Genomic DNA, 25,314 nt, shown 5'->3' on the forward strand with positions numbered 1-25,314 from the left:
CCCCAATTTTGTGGGAGGTGCCAGATTGAATCATAAAAGAAAAAAAAGTGTGCGGGCTACCATCTGTTCCCAGAAAGCCTTGCTCATCATGAGTGTACCGTTATTATTATATCAGATTTTGTTCAGGTATGTACCGATATACGGTTGGTCTATCGCATTCCAGGACTATAAGCCGGGGCGCGGTCTGTGGGATCAGAAATGGGTTGGATTTTCCAATTTTAAGAAGTTGTTTACGGGCGTTATGGGTGAGCGATTCACGCGGGATATTGTAAACACACTGGGGCAGAGCATACTGACATTGCTCCTTGGTACGATATTAGCGATTCTGCTGTCACTCATGTTGAACGAGGTAAAAAACGTGGCGTTTAAGCGAGTCATTCAAAATATTACTTATATGCCACACTTTCTTAGCTGGATTATTGTGGCAGGCATTGTTTCAGTTGCACTCTCTGAACCAAGCGCCGGCGGATTTATCAACTCTATTCTCATGGCGTTGCATATTATTGACCAGCCGATACAGTTCCTTGCGAAACCCGGATATTTTTGGGGCATCGCTGCAGGTAGTAATCTATGGAAGGAATTAGGTTGGAATACTATCTTGTATATGGCAGCTATGACAGCCATAGACCCGACGCTTTACGAAGCGGCGGATATGGATGGCGCAGGTCGCTATAGAAAAATATGGAACATTACACTTCCGAGCATTCGACCAACCATCGTCATACTGTTGATTATGTCTACGGGTTACATTTTAGAGGCAGGGTTTGAAATTCCATATTTCTTAGGTAACGGACTGGTAGTGGAAAAATCAGAAACAATCGATGTATTTGTTATGCGATATGGCTATCAGATGGGAAATTACAGCTTGGCTGTTGTGGCAGGTATCTTTAAGACAATTGTAGGCATTGGTATCGTTGGCCTGGTCAACTATATTGCCGGGCGGCTTGGCGAAGAAACACTGGTGTAAGGAGGCAAACGAGTGAAAATTAAGAGGTGGAAACCAGAGAAAATTATATTCACAATATTAAATTCAGGCATTCTTTTATTATTGTCTGCATTTATGATTTATCCGCTACTGAATACACTGGCGATTTCCTTTAATGACGGACTGGATGCGATAAAAGGCGGAATTACTATATGGCCGAGAATGTTCTCACTAAAGAATTATGATATTGTCTTTCATATGTACACGATTTATGATGCATTTTTTACTAGCGTGACAAAGACGATAGTCATTGTGCTTACAAATATTTTATTTACATCTATGCTTGCATATGCACTTAGTCGGAACGAGTTTTTCTTAAGAAAGCCGATTACGATTATATTCGTGTTGACAATGTACTTTAACGCTGGTCTTATCCCGAATTATTTATTGATAAAGGATATGAATATGTTGAATACATTTCAGGCTTATTGGGTACCAAATATCATCAGTGCGTTCAACCTCATTGTTATACGAACATATATGAAATCAATCCCCGATTCGCTTACGGAGTCTGCCAAGATTGATGGTGCGGGACATTTCCTTATATGGTGGCGTATCATTATGCCACTGTGCAAGCCAACGCTTGCGGTTATTGCACTTTTCGTAGCTGTAGGCAGCTGGAATAGTTGGATGGATACGCTTCTGTATAACTCAGGGGATCAAAAGCTGTCCACGCTTCAATACGAGTTGCAGAAACTACTGGCAAGCGCAATGAACGCAGGAACGAATCAAGGCGGTATGGCAGGCGCAGCGGCAATAGCCGGTCAAGGGGGCAGGTAACGACGCCGCTGGCTTTACGTGCCGCGATTACCATTGTGTCTGCTGTACCAATATTATGTGTGTATCCATTTTTGCAACGGTACTTTGTCTCTGGTTTGACTATCGGCGGCGTAAAAGAGTAATTTCTTATTACAAGACAAAACGATCCATAAGCTTACGTTTAAATTATAAGAGGATGTTGGATGAGATTTATCTCCTTGTTAAAGACAAAATAGAATTAGCTTAATATAACTGTCTTCAGTTGCGAACAAATACGTTTATTTCAAGAGCGGAATGAGAGCAGAATGTCGAAGTTAAGTTTAGCTCTTGCTATTTTTAGATAATCTGTTATAATGCAATTAGAAAAGGCAATCGCCACAGGGTGGTTGACCAGTAGAAAAAAGTAAAAAACCTTCCTGAACCGGTCAAAGTACAGGGAAGGTTTTTTAAGTTAGAGTCATATTAAATAAATGTCAGTAATGCAATAATGAACATTCCAAATTGTATTAAGTATTTAAAATCAAACTTATTATTCATACGCATCTCCTCCATTCTATGTAGAATGAAGGTCAACCACCCTATATACGATGGCCGGCAGTTATGGCTACTGCTTAGGTAAACTATACCATAATTAAAATGAGAACACAAGTTCGAAAAGCGGATTGTAAATATATTTAACTAAAGACAATAAAAATACTTGAAATAGCAAGCTTAAGTTTTGGCTTCGAAGAAAATTGGTAGCTATGTTTTCATTGGGGTCTACACAGGCTGTTCTGAATAATAAATAGTTTTAAAATACAGAAAAGCAGTCCGTAAGGGCTGTTGTTAATATAGGCTGTCGTAGTGCCGAATGATATTTAACTGTTGAAGTATATATTTGTATATCAAAAATTCAAAATACAGCACTCTATCATATGAAAATGGTAGGGTGCTATATTTTGGGGGATTATGAGCGAAAAATAACAATGACTGCCGAAGATGGCCGAAAGATAACCAAAAATTTATATAATGCAAAAGATTTTCATATTTATCAATACTGAGAGGCTAAGGAAAATTATATTAGTTGATACTCCTGGGTTTAAATACTGTATCTTGCTCGAAGAAGTTTGAGGTGAGATTCCTCTTGCTTACTTAACTGTGAGGACGGAAGCTGCTTACTCCCTCCTACCGGGTAATAAACAATCCTAGGCATAAAACTAAATTAAAAAAATATAAATTGGCAAAAATGGTAAAAATAGTGCTTGATGAAGTAAATATATTACATTTAAATTCTAGATAGATAACTATATAATGAAACAAGAAAGAGGGAATTGCATGAAAATAGTTAAATTTCTGCCAACTTTTTTGGTTATTGTGCTCATAATGCTGTTGACGACAGCATGTGGTAAGAATGCCACCGCTAAATCGAACGAAGCAAAGGGGATATGCGGCAGTTGGGCTTATACACACGATAAAGAGACGGCTATAGCAGTATTTCATAAAGATGGTACCGCACAGTATGAAGGCAAGGATTATTCTTTCGAATGTGACAGTCAATTTATTAAGCTAAAGGATAAAGACGATAAGACAATAAAGCTTCGCTATTTGCTTGATGACGAGGGAATGTACCTATATAGCAATAATACATATACCTTTAGTGGTAAGGGGGAGCCTCATGGGCTGGTAGGTGAATGGTCATGCGCAGATAAAAACTGGTCTTACTCCTTTACTGAGGCAGGAACATTTTTGGAGGATGGTTTTTTTCCCGGCAACTATACAATAGATGATGAGAAATCGACCATCAAGCTTGTTTACAATGATCATTTTGAGGATACAGTGTGCTATTTTCTTCAGTTAGGCGATAGTAAGCTGCAGTTAGAATATCCGTGGCCAATGGTTAAAACAAGCAACGAATAACAGGGATGGAAATGTGATTTGGACTTAGGAGACATACGGCAGAAATCCGGATGCTTCCAAGATACACAGGATCATATCACATTAACATAAATAAAATTATTTTATAGGAGGAGCATAATGAAAAAAGTTATTGCGTTATTAATGACTATGATGATGCTTGTATCTCTCGCTGCATGTGGAAAAAAAGATTCCAGCACATCTACCGACAATACTGCACCTGCAGCAACCGAAGCTGCAACCGCAACTGAAGCAACTGAAACACCTGCAGCAACCGAAGCACCGGATGTAAGCAAGAGTGAGCCTACCAACCTCACTATGTGGTGTATAGCAGTAGAGAGCGATTCAAATCGTCATGCTTATGAAACTGCCATCGCTGATTTCCAGAAAGCACATCCGGATATCAACCTCAAATGGGAAGCTACCCAAAACCAGGATTATAAGACAAAGATTAAGGCAGCAGTAGCAGCAAATGAATTGCCAGATATCTTCTTCACATGGGGAGGCGGTTTCCTTAGAGAATTTGTTGATGCTGGTCGTGTTTATGGCTTAGATGATGTCTATGCTAATTATTCTTCTGAATTGCCTGATAAAGTGTTGACAAACCACAAATTTGACGGAAAGCTTTATGCCGTACCAACAAATTACAACGCCGTTGCTATGTTCGCTAATATGGAACTTCTCAAACAAGCAGGTTTCGATAAAGTTCCTGGTACATACGAAGAACTGTTGGCTTGCTGTGATGCTCTTGTTGCAAAGGGAATTATTCCTTTTGGCTGTTCAGGGAAAGAGACCTGGTGTGTTACCGAGTATCTTGAGTCTATTATCGAGAAGAGTGTTGGTGCTGCCGCACTTACCGATATGTATCTTGGCAAAACTCCATGGAATAACGAGGGTGTTATCAAGGCAGTTGATAGTTTCCAGGAAATGATTAAAAAGCAGTATTTTGATCCGGAAGGAATTGCACTTAGTAATGATGAGGTGAAAGCAAACTTCATAGCAGGAAAGTACGCATTCTATATTAATGGTACATGGAACTGTGCAAGTTTTGTTGATATAGCGGATAAGGTTCAGGTTGCTGAGTTCCCGGTTATTGATTCTACCAAGTCTCAGCTGGGCGAGCTCATTGGAGGTCCTAGTGATTCACTTGCTGTTTCAGCTAGTTCTAAGAGTCCTGAGATTGCTGCAATGGCCGCATTTGAACTTGCTAAGAGTGTTTGCAAATATGGTTACCTTGATGGTAATGGACTTCCAGCATGGACACAAGATCCTAATGGTGACTATTCATCCGTCAACCCTCTGACACTGTCAGTTGCTGAAATTATGAATAATTCAAAACAGAGTGTTCTGTTTGGTGATGGTATTCAGTCTGCTGATAATGCAAACATTTATCTTGACTATGTTAGCCAGATTTATGCTTCTGCAATTGATGGTAAGGCATTTGTTGAAGGTCTTGATAAGGACCTTAAAAAATAATTCTGAGAAGTATATGATAATTTAAGAAACATGAATAAGAGCTGTTGAGCTATTAGGCTCTGATTTGATAAAGCAAGAAGCGGTTTCCCAACGATTGTCTGGATCAAAATCATTTGGGAACCGCTTCTTATCTATTAGGGAAGGAATCAAGATGAAAAAACTATATAGTAATAAACTAACAATTATTCTTTTTATTCTCCCTGCGCTGCTACTTTTTTTTCTCATTCTTGTTGCACCGATATTTATATCGGGCTATTACAGTTTTTTTGATTGGAACGGCTTTGGAACAAAGACTTTCATTGGATTAGAAAATTATAGGGAACTGTTTACCAGCAACTCGATAGGCTTTGTAAAGGCTATGGGTAATGCTCTGCTTTTGGCACTGCTTTCGGTAGCGCTTCAATTGCCTCTTGCGTTAGGGCTTGCACTTCTTCTCGGCAAGGGAAGAAAGGGGGAACGAGGTTTCCTTTCAATTTATTTTATGCCCGTTCTTATATCGACGGTTGTTATCGGTCAGCTCTGGCTAAAGATTTACAATCCATCCTATGGTTTACTTAATGTAATGCTGAGATCTCTTGGTCTGGATAGTTTGGCAAAGATTTGGCTTGGAGAAAAAGCTACCGCACTCGGTGCTGTTTTCGTACCTGTTTTATGGCAGTTTGTCGGTTATCATATGCTGCTAATGTTTGCAGGTATCAAGAGTGTTCCTCCCGAGTATCGTGAGGCAGCAATGATTGATGGAGCAAGAGAGGGACAGGTAAACCGTTATATTATTTTACCGTACATAAAGCCTATACTGAAGATAAGCACTATCTTCGCTGTTACAGGCTCCCTTAAGTCTTTTGACTTAATTTATGTTTTAACAAATGGCGGACCGTTACACGCAACGGAAGTGCCCAGTACGCTGATGATAAGTATGTTGTTCCTGCGTAATAGATATGGTATGGGCAGTACGATTGCTCTCCTTCTCATCATTTTATGCTTCGCATTTGCTTTGATTATTGGCCGCATATTTAAGGATAAGGAGGATTAACAACATGAAACAAGGTGATATCTTTCTGAATCAGAATAAGAAATCCAGACCTCAGGATAAGTCTTTCCAGAATAAAGGAATTAAGGGCAAAGAGATTTGGGTATACATAGTATTTGGTATATGGGCGCTTATTAACCTGTTCCCCGTCTATTGGATGTTTACCTTTTCCCTCAAGGGAAACGAGGAAATATTTGGCAGTAATATTGCCGGTCTTCCGAGAGAGTGGCTGTGGTCAAATTATGAGCAGGCAATGAGGGATGGGCATATTGGTAAATATTTCATAAATAGTACCATTATTGCCGTTGTGACCATTTCAATAGTTATGATGTTTTCACTTATGGCGACTTTTGCCCTGACAAGATTTATTTGGAAGGGAAGGAAGCAAATGAACGCATTTTTTATGCTTGGCTTGACGATTCCTATTCATGCGGCAATCGTGCCTATCTATGTCATTCTTTCCAAAATGGATATGCTCAATAAGTATGTTTCTCTAATTATTCCATACTCTGCCTTTTCATTGGCGATGGGGATACTTATTTGCACAGGTTTCATGCAAGAATTGCCCATAGATCTTGATGAGGCAGCGTGTATCGATGGCTGCAATACATGGGGTATTTTCTTCCGAATCATAGTACCGCTGATGAAGCCGGCTGTAGCAACGGTGTCAATTTATACGTTCCTGCAGTGCTGGAACGAGTTGATGTTTGCAACTGTCTTTATTAGTGATTCTGCGCACAAAACACTACCTGTCGCTATACAAGGTCTTTCCGGAACGTATGCGCAGAATTGGGGACCTATTGGTGCAGCGTTGGTTTTAGCAACGTTCCCAACGCTCATATTCTACATATTCTTTAGCAAGAAGATACAGGATAGCTTCATTGCAGGAGCAATCAAGGGCTAGTGTGCTGTCCGCCTGATATCTTGACTAATTACTTGCCTGAATTTCCTTCTGCTGCGTTGTCGTCAATCGCCGTAGCATTTATGCTGCTGACATCGCTACGATTCATTCCTCCGTCTTGAAGGCTGATTCTTCATTCTGCGTAATTAGTTCAAGTACCAAGCGGACAGTACACTAATGATAAGTTAATATTTTTATCAGATGGGTTTCAGACTATGCTTAAGTATACATAACAGAGTCGGAGACCCGTTGTAATATCAGAGTTGTGGATAACTTTGGATGTACCGTGTTGAAAATAAGGAGCAGGTGTGATACGATAACATATGTAAAGTATAGGTAAAAATAGCATTTACATAAATATACGTGTTTGAGGTGTAGAATGAGGAATGGCGGCAATGAATTTAAACGCGATATTAGAATGTCGCTGCAGCAAAAGGCCCTGTTAATGCTTATTATTCTGTTGCTTTTTTTCTGTATGATGTTTATAATAACAACCTCTATCATAATTAAGAAAACGGAAGATGATTTCAAAGCAAGAACATCGGAAACGGCAGTCAACAATGTGGTGTCCACCATCAGAGCAAGTTTGGTGAACTACAATTATTTGACACGACTGATCATGCTCAATGACAGAGTCGTGAGCTATTTAAAAATGAAAGAAACAGATAGAGAAACGATATATGACGCACGAGAGAGTATAAATGAAATACAAAGTTTATATAGCTATATTGATTCGGTATATATCTTCCGCAACGATGGTGAGCATGTAAGTACAGGAATAGGTGAATATACTATCGAAATAAACAGCATAGAGCGTTCTAATATATTGGAGGCACGTGGTGCCACAGTTATTTCAATTAATGGCAACGGCACGATTAGAAAAAAAGAAGTAAACCGTTACTTACTATGTCACGTGCAATATATGATATTAATTCACAAAAGCTTTTGGGTATGCTGATGATGAACATATCAGGCGATGTGTTTGACGATGCGCTTGCGTTACAGAATTCCAGCGGTATGTGTATAATTGATCATAATGGTACACTTCTATGTGGGAATAAAGAAATCGGTGCATTGTATGACAGAGACTACGATAGTAACAGTATAGTTTATAAGAGTATTCGCTTAGGAGATGAGAGGAAGACTCTGACCGGCAAACTTGCGGTAAAGCCGCTAGTGGTTTTGTGTGCCAGCGGTAGGGGGCAGAGCCACTACCGCGAGATACCTTATATGCGTTGATGATCACTCTGACAGCATTTATCCTGTCGGCGTTTGTTTGTGCTTGGTTTATTACATATAATATTGCACGACCTATCAGAAATCTAAGTGTAGCAATGGAACGCACGAGATCATCTGGGTGGCTTAAGAAGATTGAAACCAAAATGCCAAACAATGAAATTGGCAGGTTGGCTGAAAGCTACAATAGCATGATAGAGTATCTTAACGAGCTGTTCAATCGCCTGCTGGAGAATGAAAAGAATGTGCAGAAGGCAGAGATACGCGTGCTCCAAGAGCAGATAAAGCCTCATTTCCTCTATAATACATTAGAAACGATCAGCTATATGGCAGTGCAGGAGAATGCAAGCAAAGCCCATGATGCACTGGAAACACTGGGCAGCTTTTACCGCAATTTCCTTAGCAAAGGTGATCGCGAGATACCACTAAAACGTGAGCTGCGCATTACGCAGGATTACCTCTCACTGCAAAAGCTTCGGTATGGAGATATATTTGAGGATGAATATATCCTTGACGATAGTACACTCGATTACATGATACCTAAGCTGATTCTTCAACCGCTTGTGGAAAACTGTATCTACCATGGAGTACGTCTCAAGGGAGAAAAGTGCGTTATTCGCATCACTACCTGCATGGACGAGGGCGGTTTGCATATAATTGTGTACGATTCAGGCGTTGGCATGAGCCCTGAGCAGATAAAGAACGTGCTGGAAGCAAGCGAGAAGGATGATATCAAGGTACTGTCAGGTTTCGGTCTGCGCGGCACCATCAATCGAATACGTTATTACTATGACTGCGACAACGTAGTACAGATATGCAGTGAGCCTGGCGAGTATACGGAAATTGAGATATACATACCCAAGATGAGGAAAACAAAAGTAGAGGGGGAAGAATGATGTACCGAGTTATGATCATAGACGACGAGGTGTCTGCTCGTAGGCTGCTGCAGGTATCCATAGATTGGCAATCGCTTGATATGGAATTGGTGGGTGAGGCGGCAAGCGGTATAGAAGCGATTAATATCATTGATGAGTTGCGGCCAGACATTGTTTTTGTTGACATTTCCATGCCCTTTATGAATGGGATAGAATTCATAAAAGTTGCAACGAAGCGATATACAGACTTGATGATTATCGTTTTGACAGGATTTGATGATTTTGAGTATGCACGTCAGTGTGTTCGTCTGCCGGTGGTAGAGTATATGCTTAAACCGATTGTACGGCAAGAGGTGACTGAGGTGTTAACCAAGATAAAGGAAAAACTTGATAAACACAAAACTCGTACACAGGAGATTGGACAGGAAATTACGACCTCTGATATCGAGAAGATAATGCAGTATTTACGCGATAATTTTACCGATTCTAACATCAACCTAACCTCTGTGGCCCAACATTTTGGATTTAATCCGAGTTATCTTAGCCGGAAATTTAAGCAGGAAACAGGAAAGAGCTTTGTCGAATTCCTGAACAAGTGCCGGATGGAACGGGCAATTGTGCTGGCAGGAACAAGCAAGAAAATGTTCTGTACTGCCAATGATGTCGGCATCCCTGACCCGAACTATTTTGGACGCTGCTTCAAAAAATATACGGGCAGCAGCTATTCGGATTATGTCAGCTCACATACCCCACGGTAAACTTTTTCGTATTACGGTATTTTACTATAATCCAAATATCACCGCAGAACCGGAATATTGAAAGCGTGTTTTGGAGCATATTCTACACCAATTTCAAATCATGGCCGCAGCAGCACAGGCAGTGCTGAACAACAATAATTGATAGAAACTAATAAATGAAAAAGAGGACGTATAGTCCTCTTTTTCATTTATGGAAGAAGGCTCGGGCTTGCAAGTCAAGATATAATAATCTATTGACAATGGGAAACTTAAATGATACTATTTAACTAAATAGTTAAATAGTATCATTCAAAAGGAGGGTTAATGTGGCGAATGTATTTAAGGCTTTAGGAGATCCGACAAGGCGAGAAATTCTAAAATTGCTTAGAGAAAAAGATATGAGTGCAGGTGAAATTTCTGAAATTTTAGTATGTCAAAGCCGGCTATAACAAAGCATTTAGAAATACTGAGAGAAGCGGAGTTGGTATCTTCTGAAAAGAAAGGTTTGTATATAATATATTCGATAAATATATCTGTATTACAAGAAGCAATAAGTAACTTTATGACATTTTTTGAAAAGGAGTAGGAAAGATTATGAATAAAAATTACAGCGTTTTAGAATTAATAGTTTGTATTTTGTCTTTAATTGTATTGATTTGTGGATTCTTAGCACCAAATACCAATACAACATCTACCATAGTAGGAATATTAATATTTATTCTTTTGATAATATTTCACGTTTATACGCCAAAGATTGCAGGATTATCAGCAGATAATCCTAAAGTAAAGACTATGAGAAGAATGAATGTGCTCTCGATGGTATTAGTAGCGATCTGTTTTGGAATCATGAATTGGTCATCAGAGTTACCGTTTGTTAAAGATAATCAAAGTTTTATGGAATTTACTATTATCATTGCAGTAATTATTGGTATAGGAAATGTTGCACCGAAATTTCCGTTTAACAGGTATATGGGATTGAGGCTGCCATGGACAATTCGTGATGAGAAGACATGGAAAATAGCACACCATATATTAGGATATTTGACGTTCCCTATAGTTATAATAATACTTATTGGTGGATTATTGGTTGATACTGAAGAATTTGCAAAATGGGGAATTATTGCATGGGTTGCTATTCCAAGTCTTTATTCATGTTATTATTATTACATGAGGATATCAGGAAAAAAGTAATGCAGATAATTACATCCTATATTTTGTTTGATTTTCCGAAAGGACAGTCATATCTGGTAATTAGATAAGTAGAAGTGTTAAAAACCTATCATCTCTGTATTCGGTTGGTAGGTTTTTTGCTTCCATAAAATATATTTTAAGTTATCGATTATGATAGTTGAAGGAATAAAAGGTTTCATAATATATACAGAAATAAAGAGAAATGATAAGTAAGAGGGTTATAGGCATCTGAGGATAACTGGAATAAAAAGGTAGAAATTAATATTCTATGATGCTATAATTTAATTAATGATTTGAAATTGTTGCAACAAGCATAAAATTGATCATATAAAGCGCTTTGGCAAGCAGGAATTCATGGAGGAAATGCAGTGATGATTGTTACTAAGTCACAAATTATAGCGGGTTTAAGAGATTTAGGCATAAAAGAAGAAATGGAACTGGAAGTACATAGCTCTCTTAGTAGTTTTGGTATCGTAGATGGCGGGGCTAAGACAGTAATTGATGCGTTAAAAGAAGTGCTTGGTCAGAATGGAAGTATATTTATGCCGGCATTGCGATTAAGTCCTGAATTGCCTCTTTCAGAAACTGATAAAAAATTGGGGATATTTCGTAAAATAAAGGTTCTTTCACCTGATAATACACGAAGTGCGATGGGATAATCGCAGATACATTTCGGATTATGCCGGATGTTTATACAGGTAATGGAGTTTTTCGAATATCTGCATGGGGAAAACACGCAAAAATGTCTGAAAGAGGATTGGAGTATTTGATTTCAAATGGCGGGAAAGCACTTTTGCTGGGTGTTGATATATATAAATTAACTGCTATGCATTATGTTGAAGATTTACTTCCACAAAAAATTCGTGATATTTTTAAACCTTCTGACGAAGTTAACAAAATCTATCCCCCGGAAGACTGGTTTATTGAAATGGGAGAACCCCAGTTAAACCTTGGTATACAATTCAAGAAATGGCATATAAAAAAGGGCTGATTAAGACAGGAGTAATTGGAAATTGCAAATGTATGTTTTTTGACATTTGGGATGTGGTAGGGATATACGAAAGAGAACTTCGAGATAATCCTTATAAGCTTTATGGAATAAAGTAATAATTGCAATTTGCGAGATGATTTCCAGGAAATGATACCAATGGATATGGCGAGATTGCAACTTTTCAATGTCCAAATTCAAAGCTGTGTTTTCAGGTGTTAACGAAACAATTTTTTAGAGCTAATTTATCTATAAAAGAAAAATTAGTGATTTCCGACATTCCATGCAAAAGTGGGGACGCTTTACCTGTACTATTAACAAGTTACAAAAATAATATAGGAGAAATCAGGAGGCCACATGAATAAACATACAATCATTCAAAAAGCAAGAGCTGGATTTGATGAAGATTTTTTAAAGAAAAATTATATGGAAGAACGTACTGGAGATGTTGAACATTTACTTAAAATCCTTAGCCATTTAAACATAACATCTCATAGCAGAATCCTAGATTTAGGAACGGGTAGCGGATTCTTAGCATTTCCAATAGCACAGGCTGATCCGGAAAATACTGTTACTGGACTTGACATAGCAGTCAGGACACTTGCACAAAACAGAGAGAAGGCATCCATGATGGGACTGACCAATCTTAATTTCATGGATTATGATGGAATAAACTTCCCGTTTGAAGATAACACATTCAATTATGTTGTTACAAGATATGCATTGCATCATTTCCCGGATATCGAAAAGTCTTTTATTGAAATCAGTAGAGTCTTAAAAACGGGTGGAATTCTATTTATCTCTGACCCGACTCCAAATGGGATTGATGACATTAGGTTTGTTGATACCTTTATGCAGATGAAAGATGATGGGCATGTTAAATTCTATTTGAAATCGGAGTTCACGGAATTAGCAGGTAAGCATGGATTTCAACTAATAGCTTCATTTGATTCTGAAATCAGATTTCCAAGTGACCGTACAGAGAAATATCTTCAAATTGCAGATAGTATTGATGAAACAATTATTGAAAGCTATGACCTTGAGGTGAATCAAGGGCAGGTATTTATTACAGAGCAGGTTGTTAATCTTATGTTTAAGAAGCTGTAAGTATTAATTGGTGAATTAGGATGATATGGAAATATGTTGCATGATATCATCAAATATCAATATGCGGGGGCTTACTTCGCATTTATCCCCGAATGTTGACCAATTTAACACTTGGGAGTGGTGAAATTAACTTGAAAGAGAGATGGAAGATAGCTGAAGAATATGGCTGCAGATGTGTTATAGAGACCAAAACAATAGAATGTTAAAATGGAAACGAGGTGCTGTATGAATCAAGAAATCGAACAAATGTTATTAGAAAATGGTGCATCTATGGTTGGGTTTGCAAAGATTGGTGAATTATATAGTAATGTGGATTTGAATGGTCCAAGAAGTGGAGATTCGGTAACAGAGCCAATAAACATACCGAATTATCCACTTGGAATATCTATTATTCTTGCCCATCCTAAAGATGTTATAAAGAACATTAGCATTTCTCCGACGATGGATTATTATGATGCATATCATAGGTTAAATAATAAGCTGGATGATTTAGCAATTCAATGTGCCGAATACATAAAGGAGCAAGGTTATAACGCATATCCGCAAACGGTCTTAGCTACGAAAGAATATGGCATATTCCGGACAGTTATGCCTCATAAGACAGTAGCTGTTCATGCAGGACTAGGATGGATTGGAAAGAGTGCATTATTTATTACAGAAAAATATGGTTCCGCTGTTCGCTTAACGTCAGTTTTGACGGGCGCTCCTTTGGAGTATAACAAACAAATAATGCAATCAAAATGTGGAAGCTGTATGCTTTGTACAAATGCATGTCCGGGAAAAGCGATTTCCGGACAAATATGGAATCCTGAGCTTAACAGGGATGAGTATTTTGATGCAATGGCTTGCAGGAAGAAAGCTAGGGAAATTGCAGCTAAAACGATTGATAAGCAAATTACTTTGTGCGGTAAATGCATTGAAGTATGCCCATATACCAGAAGATACACGCTCGATATATAACAACCAAATACAAGGGAATGCGGAGGATAAGATAAAATGAATTGTGAATTTTGGACAGCATTAGATAATTTAGTAAATCAATCTGAAATAGTAATCGACAGACCAAAAGGGACTGCTCATCCAAGATATCCGGATTTTATATATAAAGTGGATTATGGATTCCTGAAAAATACTACCTCTATGGATGGAGCAGGAATCGATGTATGGGTTGGAACGGATGAAAGAAAGAGTATCGATGCAATCATATGTACTGTTGATTTGATGAAGCGAGATACAGAAATTAAGATACTGATTGGATGCACAGAAGAAGAAAAGGAAATTGCTTATAAAACTCATAATGAATCAGAATATATGAAAGGTATTTTAATAAAACGGGAAAATTAGATAACAGTTGTTTGAAGAACTGCCGGGATTTGAAATTGAATAAATGAGTGATAAGTATTATATCTGATATTATAAATACGCTAGTAAAAAGATATTTGGTAACCAATGTCAAGGATTTAGGTTATTAGATTAATGCCCAATTGGGTATTGGTGATATACCGGATAAACTTAAAAGGGCTATAAGTAAATCTCATGAAGTGGATAAAGAGACCGCAGGATATGAAGATACGAATAAATATTATTCTTATGGATGGAGTAATGATGTAGAAGATAGAGTGATTAACCATAGCGGAAGTAATCCGAATTATTCTTCTCAGGTTATGATAGATTTAGAAAAGCAGGAGGCTATATTTGTACTGGCAAATTTAGATTCAAGTGTACCTACTCAAATAGCTGATAATATATATGAAAATATGAATGGTAAGCAGTTGAGAAAATTTAGTTATGATGATTTTAACATATTACTGGATTTGATATTTTCAATTTTAACAATAATAGCATTGGTGAGCTTATATTTTCTTACCACAGTAGAAAAAAAATACACATTCTACTTGGGCTTTTGGCACTCTATCATGTAAAAATGACAGGGTGCTTTTAAATATGGGCTTTAGCCTGTTTAGCTGGAGTGGAATTTCGCAAAACAGGAAAGGTTTATTTAAAACTTTAATGTTATGATATGTGTGTAGCTTGCAAGCACAAATAAAGTGAGGTGAGACAGATGGATAACCGAGAGATTATTCAAAACAGCATTGACTATATTGAAGAGAACCTAAAAACAGAAATAACGGCATATGAGCTTTCTGAAAATGCGGGATTTTCGATTTATCATTATTATAGACTTTTTCAGTCGGCTGTTGGTATGCCGGTTATGCAATATATTATAAGGAGAAAACTTATCAATGCAGTTTATGATACCAGTCAAGGTCAAAAGATGATAAACACCGCTTTGATATATGGCTTTGATACTCATGCAGGATTTTATAAGGCATTCAAACGTGAATTCGGTTATACACCATCTGAGTTTCTCAAGAAATATAAGGCAAAAAAACCTTATAGAATCAATCTATTTAAGGAGGAACATATTATGGTAACACATAAAAAAGTGAGTGAAGTTCTTAAGAAATGGGGACTTCAAAACGAAACTATTAAAGACATTTATTACGAGAAAACAGGAAATCATAACGACAGTGCATATTATGTCGGTAATGACTATGTAATTAAATTTACAGCTAATGTAGGTAAGTTAAAAAATCATATAGAACTTTCAAAAGCCATTGAAAATGTAGGGTTATGGTCAGCAACAGTAATAAGGACCGAAGATGGTAAGGAATATATCCAAGACGGGGAATTGTATTTCTATCTGACTAAACGTCTCAATGGCAGCCAGATAAAATCAGGCGATATATATGAAGGGGATTATGATAGGAAAGGACGTTTTGTCGGTGAAATTATTGGGCAGCTTCACTTGGCTTTGAAAGAAGCAGATATAATAGTTAATGATGTTGATATGTATGAGAATGTAAAGAACTGGGCTATGCCAAAAGTAAGAGAGCTTATGAATTTGCCAGATTATATTTGCAAGGATTATATAGAAGTTTTTGGAAATCTCTACCCTAAATTGCCCAAACAAATTATTCATCGCGACCCAAATCCTGGCAATATTATAGTCAATAATGAACGATGGGGATTTATTGATTTTGAACTTTCGGAAAGAAACTTGAGAATTTATGACCCTTGTTATGCTGCGACTGCCGTTTTATCTGAAAATTTTTCAATTGGTGCCGATAAAAAACTTACACAGTGGATAGAACTATGTAGAAGTATTATTGAGGGATATGACAGTGTTGTAAAACTATCCGAAGAAGAGAGAAAAGCAATCCCTTATGTAATACTATCAAATCAGCTCATCTGTGTTGCTTGGTTTTCAGAACAAGAAAAGTATAAAGAGATTTATCAAATAAACAAGGCAATCACTAATTGGATAGTAAATAATTTTGATAAATTGCATATATAACATATATCAATCCGCTTGAAAAGAGTATATGTATTATGCGGTAATTTCTAATTAATTGAAGAAAAGCAAGAGGAAGCTGTTACGCTTCCTCTTTTGATTTCCGCGAAAGCAAAGTGAGAATTAGCAAGCTTGCTTGCAATAATTCGAACGCGCACGCGAACCGAAGAAACTCGCAAAGCGTGTTTCTTCCGGTTCTAATTGTTAATATGAAAGTTGTTGTTCAGACATAAATGGAACACCCATTTCATTTGCAGAACAGCATTAAGGATGGCAGATACAGATTTTGAAAAATGCCTTGATTATATTGAAATTAGTCCGGAGTCAGTTATTTGTTGGGCGTAATAGCTTCATTTATTTTTTCTTGGCATATAGCACTTTACATGGAGGAAAGATCTGAAAAGGATGTTTATCAATATATTCAATAACAAAACCTTGATTTACAAGAATATTTTTATAATACTTAATGTATGCTATATCCAGTATAGCTAATTTACAGCCTTTTTTTGCCACTCTTGTTATTTCAAGAAGAGCTTTTTTTCTTTCTGCATTATTTCTTAGATTATGTATAGCAAGACTTGATACAATGACATCAAAATATTCATCTGCAAATGGTAAGTTTCTCATGTCTGAATTTATTACTTCAACTTTTGATTCAGTACCTTCTATCTTTGCATTTTGCATAACAGCATCAAGCGTGTTTCCGGATTGATCTTTAATCTTCCAAATATCGATACCATATGCTTTCCCGGAATTGAGCTGAGCGGCTACTCCATGAAGCATCAAACCTCTTCCGCAGCCTACATCCAAGGATAGTTCTTCTCCGTTTAAAGATAGTCTTTGTATTATTTTTTCTCTCATCTTGTACTTACCAATTTTGCTGCTATAAATCATATAAAACCCAATGACGAAACATAAAGCTCCTAAATAGAACAGCCAGCTTTCACTGGAAAAATTAAAATATCCTATAAGAGATAACAGGATACCGGATGTAATATATGCGATAACTACAGCTGGTGCATCTAAACCATACTTGCCTTTTTTCATAATATTTTATCTCCTATATTGTTATTATATTTTTTTAGTAATTTTGACCGACGGTCAATTTTTATATAGAGTATCCTATTTTTGACCACTGGTCAAGTGAAATTTTATATGATACAATAAAATTAGTTAATTAAAAATAGGAGGATAAAATGAATAAAAAAGATTTAATTTTAGATGCAATGTTGGAGTTGTTAAAGGAAAAATCAAATGCTTCTATAAGCGAAATTGCTAAAAAAGCCGGGATTGCAAAAGGTGGAATTTATTACTATTTTTCCTCTAAGGAAGAAATACTTGATTCACTTATTGACCGTTCCTTTAATGAAATTATAGAAAACTGCAGGATAAAGCTTCAAGAAAAAGAGGCAGATGCCTTATTGAAAATTAGCATATTATTTAAAGCATATTTTAGCCAACATGTGAATTCCGAAATAGATACTTATTTACATTTACCCCAAAATGCTGAGTTGCACCAAAAGTCACTTGCTAAAATATTAATGGAGATATCCCACATTCTTGCGGAAATTCTTAAGCAGGGTGTAGAAGAGGAAAAATTCCATTGTGATTTTCCTGATGAGTATGCTGAAATAATACTGTCTGTATTCACTTTTTTGCTTGACCCTGGTATTTTTCATTGGACTATAAATGAGATTGACACTAAATTAAAAGCTTTAGCTAATTTATTGGAGCGAGGTTTAATGATTCCTTCCGGCAGCTTTAGCTTTTTATATGAAATTGATTTATCAGTACAAGAAAGCTGAACCCAAATTGTGTTAAGATATACTGCAAAGGGATCTTATAAGATTTATGGAGGTATTAAATGCATATATTGGTAGCGGAAGATGAAAAAGATATTTTAAATCTGATAACAGAACAACTAAGAATGGAAGGATATACAATCTATCAAGCATTCAGCGGATTGGAAGCATGGAATTTATTTCAAAAAGAAACGATTGATTTAGCTTTACTGGATGTTATGATGCCAGGAATGGATGGATTAACACTATTAAGAAAAATTCGCGAAACAAGTGAAATTCCGGTTATATTTTTAACAGCAAGGGGAGAAGAGATGGATAAAGTGTCGGGGTTATCATTAGGTGCCGATGATTATATGGTAAAACCTTTCAGTCTTGCAGAATTGAGTGCACGAGTAGCTGTGCAGTTAAGACATTTGAAAAAAATAAAACGGCCGGATGTTAAAGAAGATATTATAATTTGCGGTGAATTGTGTCTGGACAGGCTTCACGGTACATTGCATAAAAGGGGGAAACTGATAGAGTTAAATGCAAAGGAATACTTGTTGCTGACATACATGATGGAAAATCAAGAAATCATTTTAACCAAAAGGCAAATGTACCAGGCAGTATGGGAAGAAGAATATATTTATGATGATAATACGGTTATGGTACATTTATCTCATATCAGAAATAAGATAGAGGATAATGCGAAAGAACCGCAATATATGATTACATTCCGGGGTGTAGGTTACAAATTAACAGATCCGATAAAGAGTGAACATTATGAGTAAGAAATATAAAAATATTTCAAGAGTACTTTGGAAAAATTACATAATAATGGTTATAGTTTCATCCGTTTTGATCATAGTCCCATTTGTATTAATGATAATTATAACTGATATCATGAAAGATAAGGTTGTTTCTTATAAATATACTGCAGATTCCATCATGTGTGATGATATTAATAAAATCACAGTAGATGATGTTATAAAAAATCATGGGGGAGTGCAGGTGATAACAAAGGATTTGGAAGTAATCCAATTGGGCGGGTTAAATAACATACTGTCTAATCAGTTGTCAGTTACGGAGTGGACGGATTTTTTGCTTCAATGTAACAGGGAAGAATCGGAATACGCTTATTCTATAGCTTATAATGAAAAAGAAAAATTCTGGCTGGTTGTAGAATTCCCGGTTTCTTTGATATTCAAAGTATATTATAATTTTAACTCGGATTCTGTTAATTTTGGCAGGATGGTCTGGTTAATGGGTGTAATTGTAATAACTTATATCCTGCTTTTGATAATTAGTGCAATTATTTTTTCAAATATTACGGTAAGACAATTTATAAATCCAATTAAAGATTTAAACAGGTTTATGAAAGAATTAGAAAACGGCCAATATCAGAAGAAAAGGGAAACAAGCAGCATTACTGAATTAAAAGAACTGCAGGAGGGATTTAACCATCTTACAGAGGAACTTAAGGTACAGGAAACCATTCGCCAGGAGATGCAGGAAAATAGAAACAGACTGATACGGGATATTTCTCATGATCTTAAGAATCCGCTGGCTAGTATACAGGGTTATGCAGAGATGTATATGAGACAGAAAGGACTACCAGATGATACTCGGGATAACTATCTAGGTATCATATATAATAATAGTGTAAGAGCTAATACTCTGATACAGAGTTTGTTCCGTTACTCACAAGTAAACAGCAGTGATTTTAAACTGAATCTTAAGAAAACGGATTTATGTGAATTATTAAGAAACAAAATGGCATCATTTATTCCTGTTCTTGAAGAAAAAGGGTTTTCTTACGAAATCAATATACCGGATGAGGACATCATCTGTTTGATTGATGTATTGCAAATGAATCGAGTTTTTGATAATCTTCTGGATAATGCATTAAAATATAATAAAGTTGATACTAAGATAACGGTAATGATTCGTAAAACAAAGCAGAAAGTAATAATTGAAATATCAGATAATGGTGTTGGAATGGATGAAACAGCATCAAAATCTATTTTTGAACCCTTTACAAGAGCGGATGAGAAAGTCAGAAATTCCGAAAACGGCGGCAGTGGACTGGGTCTGGCAATAGTAAAAAGAATTGTTGAATTACATAATGGCGTAATTTATGTTAAAACAAAGCCGGGTGAAGGCTGTTTGTTTGAGATCATTTTAAATATCTGAAAGTTTAAGATAGATTTAAGGCAGATTCAAGATATATTTATAGGTACTTAGTTATAATATGTTTAAAGGTTTTGGAAAGCTTTATTCCAAACTACATATGTCAAATAACTAAGTGGAGGTTTTATGAAAAAACTTGCAGGATTATTTATAGCCATTGCTGTTGTAATGAATTTATTTTCAATGAAAGCTTATGCCGAAGAAATAAAGGAATGGGAAACACCCTCAGGAATTTCTAGTGAAGAAATAGAGACTGTTTGTGATAAGGCTTTTGCTGGTTATATCGGTGATAGTGTGGCCGGAGGAGCAATTGCCATTGTAAAAGATGGGAGGATTGTTTTTGAAAAAGGGTATGGTTATGCTGATATTAAAAACCGGATTACAGTTGATCCAAAAACTACGGTTTTTGAGTATGGTTCCGTAACCAAATTATTTACATGGATAAGCGCCATGCAATTGGCAGAGCAGGAAATGCTTGATTTAAATGCTGATATCAGAAATTATCTTCCTAATGGTTTTAAACTAAAGATGAATTTTGAAAAACCGATTACCATGCTCAATTTAATGAATCATCAGGCAGGATATGATGATTATCTGATTCATCTGTTTAGTAAGGCAAATGAAATACCGGATTTAAAATCCAGCCTTTATGAAAATCAGGCAGATCAGGTACATGAACCGGGATTTGCCATGAGTTATTCTAATTATAGTGCCGGACTCGCAGGATATATCGTCCAATGTGTCAGTAAAGAACCTATGTACCAATATGTGCAGGAACACATTTTTGATGCGGCAGGAATGGAACACACAACCATGAATCCTGATATTTCAACTAATGAATATGTGCAGGAACATAAATCATTAGCCTATAAAATGCAGGACAGCGGTGATTTAGCAGAAGCCCGGTGGAGTTATGTGCCAATGTATCCGGCAGGAAGTGCCAATGGAACGGTTGAAGAGCTTGCTGAATTTGGTATTGCACTATGTAATGAGGATGAGAATCCGGTACTGTTTAAAAATAAAGGCAGTGTGGAGAAACTTCTTTCTGCCAGTTACCGGGCAAAGGAAGAAGTTTCGGGTATTGCACATGGTTTTATTGAGTATGACGGAGAATTTAAAACTTATTGGCATAATGGAGGCACAGAAAACTTCTCCACCTTTTTTGCAGTAGTACCGGAAGCTGATTATGCAATTGCTATGGCAGCCAATACAGAAGCTGGAATGTCTTTGATTCAGGAGCTTGGATTTCAAACCGTACAAAAAAAGGCTGTGACTCTGGAAAAACCGGAAGATAATCTTCCGGATACGAAAAACGTGGAAGGAAAGTATAAGGATTTCAGGGAAGTACATCATGGTATCTCACAGTTATTTTATTTGTTCCCCGAAGCTATTAAGGTAAAGGCAGTTAATAACACTCAGATATCGGTGGCTGGAGAACTTTATACCCAGATAAAACCATACCTGTATCAGAGTGTGAAAACAGGAATAAAAAGCGGGTTTGTTGTAGAAAAGGGTAAAGTAGTGAAATACTCCAATATGATTGACTATATCCCCGTTACCTGGAAAGAAAATATTAAAAGGTATATTACATATATTATACTCGTCTGCTTCTTACTGTCATTTTTTATTCAAGTTATTTACCTGATCGGAACATCTGTCAGAAATAGAATCCGCGGTACTGAACGGGTTCAAATAACCGGTATAAATAAAAAAAGATGGGCGATTTTTTCCTTGGCTGGTTACCTGGCATTGTTTTCTAATATTTATATAATAATTAATAAAATTCTTTCGTGGGAGAATTTTTCAAGCATACGAATCCATATTTTTGTGAATTATGGAATCGGTATATTTGTAATGATAACGAGTGGAATTGTTATTTTTTCTTTAAGACAAAAGAAAGGCAGATTGGAGAAATTTATATATGGAAGTTATGGCATTTCCTCTGTTTTTATGATAATTACCTTAGGAATGTGGGGAGTCTTTAACTTTATGAGATAGGATCAGCGCTGATGTGCAGAGGTTCGTTTTAAATGACCGGTTATGTCAGAGGTATCAATGCTGGTATTTATGGGATTTATGGTGATAGAGGACAAGCAAATTATAATAACCGCATTAAATTTATGTTTACCGGAAGATATTTGTAAGAGTATACAATTTCGCTTTGTTAAAATTCCTGTCATATGCCAATGATCGAAAATCCCGTGGAATTGGCTGATATAATAAAAGAAATAATTAGAGTAATTTAATTGATATTTAAAAATATCTTGTGATTTAACCATTGATAAAGTATATTTTAATAATATTAGGTAATTGCGAAACTCTAAAGTTTTATGGATATACCATACAATTAATACAATTTCATAGCTTCAGTTGCCTTTAGGGGTAAAATTCAGCTCTGAAATTGTATTAATTGCATGGCATATAAATGCAATAATCTAGTTTCGCAATTACCTATTTAATAATTTATGAAAGAGGATAAGAGTATGTTATATGTTTATTTAATGAAGAATCAGAAGCCGCTTAATAGCGATATCATTAAGAGTCATGTGGAACACTTAAGAAAATTGAACAAGCGGGGTAAACTAGTACTTTGCGGTCCTTTCACTGATTATCCGGGAGGAATGGTTATCCTATCGGCAAAGGATATTCAAGAAGCAACAGACCTTGCAAGTTCTGACCCATTTATCGCATCAGGTTGCAAATCTTATGAATTAAGATCACTTGAACCAGCAAACGAAGAAAATAATTATTTACTTTAATTCAGTATTAGAGGCTGTTGTAAAATTCAAAAAACAAACTATATTCTAGACCTAAGCCCGGTAAATTTATAATTTTGCAGCAGCCCCTATAATAAAGCGTTTCATGAAAAATAAGCAAATGCGAAACCAGATTAGTATCATTAGTTTTTGGATTAATTTCACATTAAATACTTGTAATTACAAATTTTGGTTGAGTGCCAGTCGATTTTATAGTAATATGATAAAGTATTAAGATATAAGAAATACAAAAGTAAGAGAAAAAAACTGTTTGTGATAAAAGGTGATAGTGTGAATAGTCTCGCCAACAACATGCGAGCCATTAAAAGAATAGCAAAAGACGCTATTCTTCACGATTTTTGCCCAAAGAGCATGGGCGTTAGTGTGCAAATTAAAAGCAATTTTCACTTTCTATTTGAGCAGTTTCGCAAGTAAATTTACAAAATGCAAGAGGTGTAATATGGAATGTAAAATTTACAACTTAAATGAATTAAAAGAATATAAATATGTTGTAATTCTTTCAAAATATAAAGGCAGCATATTACTTAGCCGTCATAAAAAACGTTCAACCTGGGAAACCCAGGGTGGACATATCGAAAAAGGAGAAACACCCCTTGAAGCAGCAAAACGGGAATTGTTCGAGGAATCAGGTGCAGTAAAATATACAATTACTCCTGTATTCGACTACCTGGCAGGGGATGAAAAGTCTTCAGCCAACGGTATGGTATTTATGGCAGATATAACCGAACTAGCGGATATCCCGGATAGTGAGATGAAAGAAGTAAGGACTTTTGATAAGTTACCTGATGCCTTGACCTATCCTGAAATAACTCCGATTCTTTTTAAGAAGGCAAAGGAATTTTAACCATTTTAGGCAGTATATGGTCTAAACTATCTATCGTTTATCATTTTTCTGGTAAATGCTTTCTTGTATTGGGACGGAGTCATACCTTCTAATTTCTTAAATATTTTCAAAAAATACTTCTCATCTGAAAATCCGCAGGAATAAGCAACTTCTTTAATCGATAAATCATAATTGCTGATCAGTGACTTCGATATTTCAATCCTTGTTTTGTTAATATAATTTGTTAAGGTAATATCCGTAGTCTTTTTAAACAGGGTAGATAAATAATCTGAATTATACCCGAATTCATTGGCTATTTCTTTTACAGTGATAGGCTTATAATAATTTGCTTTAATCCATTCCATAACCCGGGCAATATTCGGGGAAATATTGTGTTGTATTTTATAATGCATTTCTATAAATTCCTGGGAAATCTCCATTATCAATAAACTAAGTGCATAATCTATTATCTGGTTTGAATAAATCATTTCCTGTCTTGATAAATCCAGCAGTTGATTAAAGAGTAACGGAGCTCTTTGAGTAAGTGCTATTTCTCCGTATTCCGGTATTATATAAAAGTTGTTTTGCGTGGATTCTATTGTTCGGTCCATGATGCCATTTAAAAAACTTTCTTTGGTGGTAACTGTCATTATATCATTTGTTACAAAGTGAACCCATAAATAAGATAATTTTCCGGTAGACGGTTTATATCCATAGTGTTCCTCCTTTGCTCTTAATAATATAAATTGATTCGGGCCGACTTCGTAATTTACTCCGTCCTGGGCAATATATAATAACCCTTCTTTTACCATAATAAGTACGTTTATATTAAAATTACGCCTTACATGCAGAAATTCCTGCTTACTAATCAGATTACCGCATGATAGGTATTTTAATGGATAATTAGCGTCAGATAAAAAATACCGCATCTAAGTTTTCACCACCTTTTATATAGTTATAGCAGTTGATTATTAATTGATAATATCTATAATTAGTATATATCATAAAACAATTTAAAATAATTGTCTATCTGTTTTATACACTTAAGATTAGGGTGTCAAAAGCCATACGAATAATTAACATTCGTCAATTTGCACATCTATTCCTCTGCATTAGCGGGATACTGAATATAGTTTGAGGAGCAACTGTATGAAGTCGTTGGTACTTAGGTCCTGTATTTTAGGACCTTATGTACCATTACGTACGTCAT

The 25,314-nt window shown here is 36.1% G+C and carries 24 protein-coding genes and 2 pseudogenes; 24 read left to right on the plus strand and 2 right to left on the minus strand.

Annotation, left to right across the window (positions count from 1 at the left end; all coding sequences use genetic code 11):
- Positions 1-25: 25 nt before the first annotated feature.
- The 18 genes and pseudogenes from Ana3638_RS08615 (at position 26) to Ana3638_RS08705 (ending at position 16,536) form a co-directional block, all read left to right on the plus strand.
- Positions 26-967, plus strand: coding sequence for an ABC transporter permease (locus Ana3638_RS08615; RefSeq protein ID WP_246240914.1), 942 nt, complete (start codon positions 26-28; stop codon positions 965-967).
- 12 nt (positions 968-979) lie between these two features.
- Positions 980-1,765: a carbohydrate ABC transporter permease gene (locus Ana3638_RS08620; protein ID WP_246240917.1), complete on the plus strand. Its 786-nt coding sequence runs from the start codon at positions 980-982 to the stop codon at positions 1,763-1,765.
- 1,293 nt (positions 1,766-3,058) lie between these two features.
- Positions 3,059-3,640, plus strand: coding sequence for a hypothetical protein (locus Ana3638_RS08625; RefSeq protein ID WP_161837656.1), 582 nt, complete (start codon positions 3,059-3,061; stop codon positions 3,638-3,640).
- A gap of 117 nt (positions 3,641-3,757) precedes the next feature.
- Positions 3,758-5,113 (plus strand): ABC transporter substrate-binding protein, encoded by a 1,356-nt coding sequence (locus Ana3638_RS08630; RefSeq protein WP_161837657.1) that lies wholly within the window; start codon positions 3,758-3,760, stop codon positions 5,111-5,113.
- A 151-nt stretch (positions 5,114-5,264) separates the two neighbouring features.
- Positions 5,265-6,146 (plus strand): carbohydrate ABC transporter permease, encoded by an 882-nt coding sequence (locus Ana3638_RS08635; protein ID WP_161837658.1) that lies wholly within the window; start codon positions 5,265-5,267, stop codon positions 6,144-6,146.
- 4 nt (positions 6,147-6,150) lie between these two features.
- Positions 6,151-7,047: a carbohydrate ABC transporter permease gene (locus tag Ana3638_RS08640; RefSeq protein ID WP_161837659.1), complete on the plus strand. Its 897-nt coding sequence runs from the start codon at positions 6,151-6,153 to the stop codon at positions 7,045-7,047.
- 376 nt (positions 7,048-7,423) lie between these two features.
- Complete coding sequence (locus tag Ana3638_RS08645) at positions 7,424-8,002, plus strand: hypothetical protein (protein WP_161837660.1); 579 nt, start codon at positions 7,424-7,426, stop codon at positions 8,000-8,002.
- A complete protein-coding gene (locus tag Ana3638_RS08650) occupies positions 8,002-8,283 on the plus strand; it encodes a hypothetical protein (RefSeq protein WP_161837661.1) in 282 nt (93 codons plus the stop codon). The genes Ana3638_RS08645 and Ana3638_RS08650 overlap by 1 nt, the downstream gene beginning before the upstream one ends.
- The gene (locus Ana3638_RS08655; RefSeq protein WP_281352941.1) at positions 8,283-9,176 is read left to right on the plus strand and encodes a sensor histidine kinase; all 894 of its coding nucleotides are present in this window, start codon (positions 8,283-8,285) and stop codon (positions 9,174-9,176) included. Before Ana3638_RS08650 ends, Ana3638_RS08655 begins: the two co-directional genes overlap by 1 nt.
- Entirely contained in the window at positions 9,173-9,913 is a 741-nt protein-coding gene (locus Ana3638_RS08660) for a response regulator transcription factor (RefSeq protein ID WP_246240922.1), read from the plus strand. The genes Ana3638_RS08655 and Ana3638_RS08660 overlap by 4 nt, the downstream gene beginning before the upstream one ends.
- Before the next feature lie 377 nt (positions 9,914-10,290).
- Positions 10,291-10,478: pseudogene (locus Ana3638_RS08665) on the plus strand (ArsR family transcriptional regulator).
- A gap of 8 nt (positions 10,479-10,486) precedes the next feature.
- Positions 10,487-11,083: an SdpI family protein gene (locus Ana3638_RS08670; protein ID WP_161837663.1), complete on the plus strand. Its 597-nt coding sequence runs from the start codon at positions 10,487-10,489 to the stop codon at positions 11,081-11,083.
- A gap of 431 nt (positions 11,084-11,514) precedes the next feature.
- A pseudogene (locus Ana3638_RS27025) lies at positions 11,515-12,074 on the plus strand (AAC(3) family N-acetyltransferase).
- A 354-nt stretch (positions 12,075-12,428) separates the two neighbouring features.
- Positions 12,429-13,178 carry a class I SAM-dependent methyltransferase gene (locus tag Ana3638_RS08685; RefSeq protein WP_161837666.1) on the plus strand — a complete coding sequence of 250 codons (750 nt, stop codon included), beginning with the start codon at positions 12,429-12,431 and terminating at the stop codon, positions 13,176-13,178.
- 225 nt (positions 13,179-13,403) lie between these two features.
- Positions 13,404-14,138 (plus strand): 4Fe-4S double cluster binding domain-containing protein, encoded by a 735-nt coding sequence (locus Ana3638_RS08690; RefSeq protein ID WP_161837667.1) that lies wholly within the window; start codon positions 13,404-13,406, stop codon positions 14,136-14,138.
- Between the two features lie 36 nt (positions 14,139-14,174).
- Positions 14,175-14,522 carry an inorganic pyrophosphatase gene (locus tag Ana3638_RS08695; RefSeq protein ID WP_161837668.1) on the plus strand — a complete coding sequence of 116 codons (348 nt, stop codon included), beginning with the start codon at positions 14,175-14,177 and terminating at the stop codon, positions 14,520-14,522.
- Positions 14,523-14,662: 140 nt separating this feature from the next.
- The gene (locus tag Ana3638_RS08700) at positions 14,663-15,100 is read left to right on the plus strand and encodes a hypothetical protein (protein ID WP_161837669.1); all 438 of its coding nucleotides are present in this window, start codon (positions 14,663-14,665) and stop codon (positions 15,098-15,100) included.
- Positions 15,101-15,240: 140 nt separating this feature from the next.
- Positions 15,241-16,536 (plus strand): helix-turn-helix domain-containing protein, encoded by a 1,296-nt coding sequence (locus Ana3638_RS08705; protein ID WP_161837670.1) that lies wholly within the window; start codon positions 15,241-15,243, stop codon positions 16,534-16,536.
- Positions 16,537-16,887: 351 nt separating this feature from the next.
- Here Ana3638_RS08705 and Ana3638_RS08710 read toward each other — a convergent pair whose 3' ends face one another.
- Positions 16,888-17,580 (minus strand): class I SAM-dependent methyltransferase, encoded by a 693-nt coding sequence (locus tag Ana3638_RS08710; RefSeq protein ID WP_161837671.1) that lies wholly within the window; start codon positions 17,578-17,580, stop codon positions 16,888-16,890.
- A gap of 149 nt (positions 17,581-17,729) precedes the next feature.
- Between Ana3638_RS08710 and Ana3638_RS08715 the strand changes: the two genes are divergently transcribed.
- From Ana3638_RS08715 to Ana3638_RS08740, 6 genes are all read left to right on the plus strand, one after another.
- Positions 17,730-18,338, plus strand: coding sequence for a TetR/AcrR family transcriptional regulator (locus tag Ana3638_RS08715; RefSeq protein WP_161837672.1), 609 nt, complete (start codon positions 17,730-17,732; stop codon positions 18,336-18,338).
- A gap of 59 nt (positions 18,339-18,397) precedes the next feature.
- Complete coding sequence (locus tag Ana3638_RS08720; RefSeq protein WP_161837673.1) at positions 18,398-19,105, plus strand: response regulator transcription factor; 708 nt, start codon at positions 18,398-18,400, stop codon at positions 19,103-19,105.
- Entirely contained in the window at positions 19,098-20,507 is a 1,410-nt protein-coding gene (locus Ana3638_RS08725) for a HAMP domain-containing sensor histidine kinase (RefSeq protein ID WP_161837674.1), read from the plus strand. The genes Ana3638_RS08720 and Ana3638_RS08725 overlap by 8 nt, the downstream gene beginning before the upstream one ends.
- A gap of 123 nt (positions 20,508-20,630) precedes the next feature.
- Positions 20,631-22,502, plus strand: coding sequence for a serine hydrolase domain-containing protein (locus Ana3638_RS08730; RefSeq protein ID WP_161837675.1), 1,872 nt, complete (start codon positions 20,631-20,633; stop codon positions 22,500-22,502).
- Positions 22,503-22,987: 485 nt separating this feature from the next.
- On the plus strand, positions 22,988-23,263 hold the full coding sequence (locus Ana3638_RS08735; RefSeq protein WP_161837676.1) for a YciI family protein: 276 nt from the start codon (positions 22,988-22,990) through the stop codon (positions 23,261-23,263).
- A 457-nt stretch (positions 23,264-23,720) separates the two neighbouring features.
- Positions 23,721-24,125: an NUDIX hydrolase gene (locus Ana3638_RS08740; RefSeq protein ID WP_161837677.1), complete on the plus strand. Its 405-nt coding sequence runs from the start codon at positions 23,721-23,723 to the stop codon at positions 24,123-24,125.
- Between the two features lie 26 nt (positions 24,126-24,151).
- On the opposite strand, the gene Ana3638_RS08745 is transcribed toward Ana3638_RS08740, so the two are convergent.
- A complete protein-coding gene (locus tag Ana3638_RS08745) occupies positions 24,152-25,033 on the minus strand; it encodes an AraC family transcriptional regulator (protein WP_161837678.1) in 882 nt (293 codons plus the stop codon).
- Positions 25,034-25,314 lie beyond the last annotated feature (281 nt).

It is taken from the genome of Anaerocolumna sedimenticola, assembly GCF_009931695.1.
Taxonomy (GTDB): Bacteria; Bacillota; Clostridia; order Lachnospirales; family Lachnospiraceae; genus Anaerocolumna; species Anaerocolumna sedimenticola.

What these genes read in the sequence shown, in the direction of transcription:
- Ana3638_RS08625 (WP_161837656.1), top strand. Translation starts at nt 3,059, where the DNA reads ATGAAAATAGTTAAATTTCTGCCAACTTTTTTGGTTATTGTGCTCATA.
- Ana3638_RS08630 (WP_161837657.1), top strand. Translation starts at nt 3,758, where the DNA reads ATGAAAAAAGTTATTGCGTTATTAATGACTATGATGATGCTTGTATCT.
- Ana3638_RS08635 (WP_161837658.1), top strand. Translation starts at nt 5,265, where the DNA reads ATGAAAAAACTATATAGTAATAAACTAACAATTATTCTTTTTATTCTC.
- Ana3638_RS08640 (WP_161837659.1), top strand. Translation starts at nt 6,151, where the DNA reads ATGAAACAAGGTGATATCTTTCTGAATCAGAATAAGAAATCCAGACCT.
- Ana3638_RS08645 (WP_161837660.1), top strand. Translation starts at nt 7,424, where the DNA reads ATGAGGAATGGCGGCAATGAATTTAAACGCGATATTAGAATGTCGCTG.
- Ana3638_RS08650 (WP_161837661.1), top strand. Translation starts at nt 8,002, where the DNA reads ATGATGAACATATCAGGCGATGTGTTTGACGATGCGCTTGCGTTACAG.
- Ana3638_RS08655 (WP_281352941.1), top strand. Translation starts at nt 8,283, where the DNA reads ATGATCACTCTGACAGCATTTATCCTGTCGGCGTTTGTTTGTGCTTGG.
- Ana3638_RS08660 (WP_246240922.1), top strand. Translation starts at nt 9,173, where the DNA reads ATGATGTACCGAGTTATGATCATAGACGACGAGGTGTCTGCTCGTAGG.
- Ana3638_RS08670 (WP_161837663.1), top strand. Translation starts at nt 10,487, where the DNA reads ATGAATAAAAATTACAGCGTTTTAGAATTAATAGTTTGTATTTTGTCT.
- Ana3638_RS08685 (WP_161837666.1), top strand. Translation starts at nt 12,429, where the DNA reads ATGAATAAACATACAATCATTCAAAAAGCAAGAGCTGGATTTGATGAA.
- Ana3638_RS08690 (WP_161837667.1), top strand. Translation starts at nt 13,404, where the DNA reads ATGAATCAAGAAATCGAACAAATGTTATTAGAAAATGGTGCATCTATG.
- Ana3638_RS08695 (WP_161837668.1), top strand. Translation starts at nt 14,175, where the DNA reads ATGAATTGTGAATTTTGGACAGCATTAGATAATTTAGTAAATCAATCT.
- Ana3638_RS08705 (WP_161837670.1), top strand. Translation starts at nt 15,241, where the DNA reads ATGGATAACCGAGAGATTATTCAAAACAGCATTGACTATATTGAAGAG.
- Ana3638_RS08710 (WP_161837671.1), bottom strand. Translation starts at nt 17,580, where the DNA reads ATGAAAAAAGGCAAGTATGGTTTAGATGCACCAGCTGTAGTTATCGCA.
- Ana3638_RS08715 (WP_161837672.1), top strand. Translation starts at nt 17,730, where the DNA reads ATGAATAAAAAAGATTTAATTTTAGATGCAATGTTGGAGTTGTTAAAG.
- Ana3638_RS08720 (WP_161837673.1), top strand. Translation starts at nt 18,398, where the DNA reads ATGCATATATTGGTAGCGGAAGATGAAAAAGATATTTTAAATCTGATA.
- Ana3638_RS08725 (WP_161837674.1), top strand. Translation starts at nt 19,098, where the DNA reads ATGAGTAAGAAATATAAAAATATTTCAAGAGTACTTTGGAAAAATTAC.
- Ana3638_RS08730 (WP_161837675.1), top strand. Translation starts at nt 20,631, where the DNA reads ATGAAAAAACTTGCAGGATTATTTATAGCCATTGCTGTTGTAATGAAT.
- Ana3638_RS08735 (WP_161837676.1), top strand. Translation starts at nt 22,988, where the DNA reads ATGTTATATGTTTATTTAATGAAGAATCAGAAGCCGCTTAATAGCGAT.
- Ana3638_RS08740 (WP_161837677.1), top strand. Translation starts at nt 23,721, where the DNA reads ATGGAATGTAAAATTTACAACTTAAATGAATTAAAAGAATATAAATAT.
- Ana3638_RS08745 (WP_161837678.1), bottom strand. Translation starts at nt 25,033, where the DNA reads ATGCGGTATTTTTTATCTGACGCTAATTATCCATTAAAATACCTATCA.